The following is a 4,537-nucleotide window of genomic DNA, read 5'->3' on the forward strand; positions in this document are numbered from 1 at the left end:
ACAGAATTATGAACACCCTCACAGAAGGTGATGTCAGGTCATTTAGAGTTGAAAAGAACTTCTCTAAGCATCATTCTTTTGCCCTATTTACTCAATACTATGAAGTTCATATGTAATCGGTTCAGGGAATAATAATGATAAATCCTTCTTATCCATTTTAAACAAAGGCCCTTTTTCGGATACCCTAGACTTGTTTGTACCCATCCGTTTAATCAAGTGATCCATCGTGATCGTACCATCAACCAGTAGAGGCATAAGCTGGTTTATCAAGGGGTTTTTGGTGTGGGTTATAGATTTTAGCTTAAAGTATTCTTCATCCTTGATATATATGCTTTCAGCATCTATCCAAAATGTTTCTTTATGCTTCTCAAGTAAACGACTCCTTAGCAAGTCTGCTGGCCAGCAGGCAACATCACCAACATCATTGTGAAACTCAATTAATTGGTCATTTTTTTCATCAAAGCGGAATTGCAATCCTTGGCTATTTGGCTTCTTGGAGGAAATAGTACAATACAGTTTATAGTGCTCCCCCCTTTGATACCCGAAAGCATTAAGAATGTCGGCACTACTCTTATAAGGACTAACTTTCCAGTCCGCTACCTGCGCAAACAGAGTTGCTCGATTGCCGCGACCCCTCCCTGCTTTCAACTCAATTCCATTATAATCTGGTTGCTTACTACTATTAGGTGGTAACCCTAAAGCATCTTCTATTGCCATTCCTACTGCTGTCGAGCCTTTACGAGTCGCCTTTAACAACCCATCTGCCGCGATCTTTTTCAACCTTGATAGTAACTCATCTGCAGTAGATAATTGAACAGACATTAGCTTCGAAACTTGCGCAAGCTCGTAGCAACCATCTGTAAGTAAGTGTCGACTTAAATTTATTAGTAGCAGCTGATTGCCAGCAATAATTAAAGCAACCTTGTCGCCGGCTGCTGAAAAGCTACTTAAACCACTAAACCATATCCTAGGATCTCCAGACTTGGTGTTCGGTCTATAAAGACTAGTCTTTGCGTCTTTGACTTTATCAGAATAAATTAACAAAGAGGTTTTTATAACCTTGTGTTCTGGCCCTTGTTGCTGAGTAGAATAGTCGTGGTAATCCGCAGCCTTGAATACTTGCCTTACGGAGTATGTAGCATCTAAGATTGATTTTTTCAAACCAGTTGCAGTTGGCTCTAAGGTTGCGAAATCAACCCCTTTTGCCACTAACTTTCTCTTATTTAAAGACTCGATAGGGTGAGAATCAAAGCTTGTTAATTCATACTTTTTATCAACACTTTCATTCACCTGATGAACACTATCGGCTTTCTCGGAAGCTAGTTTATATGAGCGTTTATCCACAGTGAATGTTCCATCAAGTGTCTTTCTAGCAAGATCCGCAAACGAGAGCGCTCCCAGTCTTGTCGCAATTATTTGCTCGGCTTGAAATCTTTCAATTTTTTGTGCCTTTTCTAAAGATATTATTTGCTCCACTATTGTTCTAAGTGAACCGCACTTATACAAAATCACTGTATTCCTTACCCTTTAACTTCACAATCAAAGATTGTTAAGATGTGCTATTTAATATACTCGGATCAAAGTTACTCGATCGCTAAGAGCAACCTTATAAAGTACCATATTTAATTTATGCCCTGCTTAGAGCCACATTAACAAAATCACCAGCATTATCAATACCATGCTGCCTTATATTTTTTTGTCGATAGCTGTTTTCATATTAAGGTGGCGTTGTTTCCTAAATCATTAAACTAATCTAGCCTTGTGTAATCAGATCTCAAAAGCCAGCACCAAGACTGAACTTTGAAAGAAAAGCGTATCACTAACTGACGTAGTTACATCCATTCACTGATGCATATACACACCAAATCGTGGGAGCTGAGTTATCTTCAACCTCCGTAGCTGATTCAGAAGCTCTGGGCGACCTACTCAAACTATTGCGCAGAAAGAACAGCTCGATATAAGCGGATGGCGCTTGTGATACCAGAGACTGTGTATACCGAAGTGGCAGCCAAAAAGGTGACGCATTGATCCCACCGAGGCGTAATGCGCAGTTGTGGGAGGATGGACATGCTCGCAACAACGCGGTCAATTTATCAAAGCATCTAGGCAGTAGTGAGTGGACAAAGTGTGTGAACTATCCCCTGCGTTCACTGACGGAAACAGCAATGTACCAGCTTACGGGGACAAGCTGGTCAGTCGTGGATTCAATCAGCAGCACACTGAAGCGATGTTCAAAGTAATAGAATCGCTGGATTAGGTATGCCTGAATATCAGAGAAACAGCTGAAATTGCGGTGTTTTCTTGGCTATCTGGATTTGATCAATAAGGCGGATTAGGTAAAAGGAAGGAATTCTAAAATTGGCCTATTACCATGAGGCGTAGTTCTTTGGTTAGTCTCTACTAGGAGTATTGATAAATTACATACTGAAAATCCCTGGATTTTTAGCCGCTCTTGGTTTAAAATCTAAAATAGATAAAGTTCAAGTAGGTAGAGGCTTTTGAATTACATAGAATTATTTGCAGGGTGTGGGGGCCTATCCTTAGGTCTTGAGTCAATAGAGGGGTCATATATGGTAATGGCTAACGAGCTGTCACCGATGCCTGCAGAAACATTTGTATATAATTTCTTTAATGAAGATCTTTCACAAGAGAAACTAATGCCGCTGCGAACAAAGTGGCTTTCGAGCAGCTTTCCAGTCACAGATTTGCCGAAACGGTTAAGAGAAGATCCTAGAAGTTACCCTGACCTCAATTCTAAGCAAAGTTATTCAGATATAACTAATTCAGATGATCTCAAAGGCAACTTAGTAGTTGGTAACATTATTCACCTAAACGAATATTTGGAATCTAACCCCGAAGTAGTACATAAACTGCGTAATTCATATGGAAATGGGGATTTAGACTTTGTTTCTGGGGGCCCACCTTGTCAAAGCTTTAGTATGGCAGGTATGAGAAAAAAAAATTGCGATAAAAACTCACTTCCTTGGGAGTTTGCTAACTTTGTAAGCAAAGTAAAGCCCAAGTTTGCCATTCTGGAAAATGTGACTGGTATACTAAGAGCATTTCAGGATGGAGGTGAAAATTACTATGCATGGATTGAGGTGTCTAAAGCTTTCAGTCAAATAGGCTATATTCCTCTTTGCTTACATGTAAACGCTAAGTATGTTGGTATACCTCAGAACAGGCCTAGATTTATTATGATAGGTGTAAGAGAGGACATATTTGAAAGACTATCCGCCACCTTTAATTCAGCCGAAAAAGAGCTTTTTTCTTCATCACTCTCTTTTTATCAAGGAACTAAGTATGTTACGGAAGGTTCTGACACACAGCTTAAATATCATGACGTAGTATGCCCAAATGGCTTAAAGCTATTTCAGGATTCTTTTTTATCAGAATTAGTTACTCATACAGAGAGCTTTATAAGCGTATCTGAAGCAATCGATGACTTACGGTTTAACGGGAGTAACGCCAAACCATCAAAACATATAAAATCTAACTACCTTAAGTTAATGCGTGAGACTTATAAAGAGCCGGCAATGCAATATAACCACGAAGAGCGAAGAAATGGGGAGCATGTACAACGCAGGTTTCGGCTTTATCAAATTATGCAGTTAGTTGGAAAGGGACTGGCCAAGGAAGTAAAAGCAGTTCTAAAAGGAGCTAGCTTAGACATTAGCCATGCGGTTTGGGAAGAGTTCTCTCAATACGATTATCTCGTAGATGGCGGCGTTTATATAAAGTTCAACTCAAAAGCAGAGTTTCTTGATTTCTTAATAAACCATCAAACAAAAAAGCAAACTCAAAAAGCCCTAGTAGCTAATAATCCTGCTCCGGCCGCATTATCAATTCCCGATGATGCATGCCACTATCACCACGATGAGTTAAGAACTTTGACTGTGAGAGAAATGGCAAGAATTCAGTCTTTTCCTGACTCTTTTGTATTCCGCTCCAAAGTAACTACTGGTGGGCAAATGAGAAAATTTGAAGTACCTCAATACACTCAAGTAGGAAATGCTGTGCCTCCACTTTTGGGGAGAGCTTTAGGGCTATCAATAAAGGAGTTATTAAGCCGCTTGTAACACATAAAAAAGAAAGAAGATGGGCTCAAAATATAGCACAAAATGATGAGCCCATTATAAAATTAGTGTGAGAGTATACTTTAATTACGGCCATCAACCAAAAGTAAGCTTTACCCTGAATTCATCATCAAAACTGGCGCGAACATACTTGCCACGTATCGAGTCTTTACGGCCTGTGTACATGTTACCTGATTGCTAACGACCAGTCTAAACAGTGCCATATTTTCCGCGGAAGATAGCTCACTTATCTGACAGGCATCTTCTTTAAATACAAAGTTAAATCTGCCTCACAATCAGGAATGGACACCAAGTATAAGTTATCCTAACGCGTTTTACTGGCACCGCGCAGGGTTTTACCATCAAACGCAATGATTGGCTAACCTAACTCAGAGCACTGTGCGTTGATCCAACTGAGTAAGGCCCAAGACCAAAAAAATCGAGGGTGTTCATAATTCTGT

3 protein-coding genes are annotated in these 4,537 nt (G+C 39.9%); 2 read left to right on the top strand and 1 reads right to left on the bottom strand.

The genetic code is table 11. The features are described from left to right. Positions 1-87: 87 nt before the first annotated feature. On the bottom strand, positions 88-1,476 hold the full coding sequence (locus CWB98_RS21535) for an MvaI/BcnI family restriction endonuclease (RefSeq protein ID WP_138546688.1): 1,389 nt from the start codon (positions 1,474-1,476) through the stop codon (positions 88-90). A gap of 640 nt (positions 1,477-2,116) precedes the next feature. Between CWB98_RS21535 and CWB98_RS24490 the strand changes: the two genes are divergently transcribed. Together CWB98_RS24490 and CWB98_RS21540 are read left to right on the top strand one after the other, a co-directional pair. Continuing rightward, entirely contained in the window at positions 2,117-2,257 is a 141-nt protein-coding gene (locus CWB98_RS24490; protein WP_249364740.1) for a hypothetical protein, read from the top strand. A gap of 241 nt (positions 2,258-2,498) precedes the next feature. Further along, positions 2,499-4,079, top strand: a complete 1,581-nt coding sequence (locus CWB98_RS21540) for a DNA cytosine methyltransferase (RefSeq protein ID WP_138546689.1) — start codon at positions 2,499-2,501, stop codon at positions 4,077-4,079. Positions 4,080-4,537 lie beyond the last annotated feature (458 nt).

Source organism: Pseudoalteromonas rubra (assembly GCF_005887115.1).
Taxonomy (GTDB): domain Bacteria; phylum Pseudomonadota; class Gammaproteobacteria; order Enterobacterales; family Alteromonadaceae; genus Pseudoalteromonas; species Pseudoalteromonas rubra_F.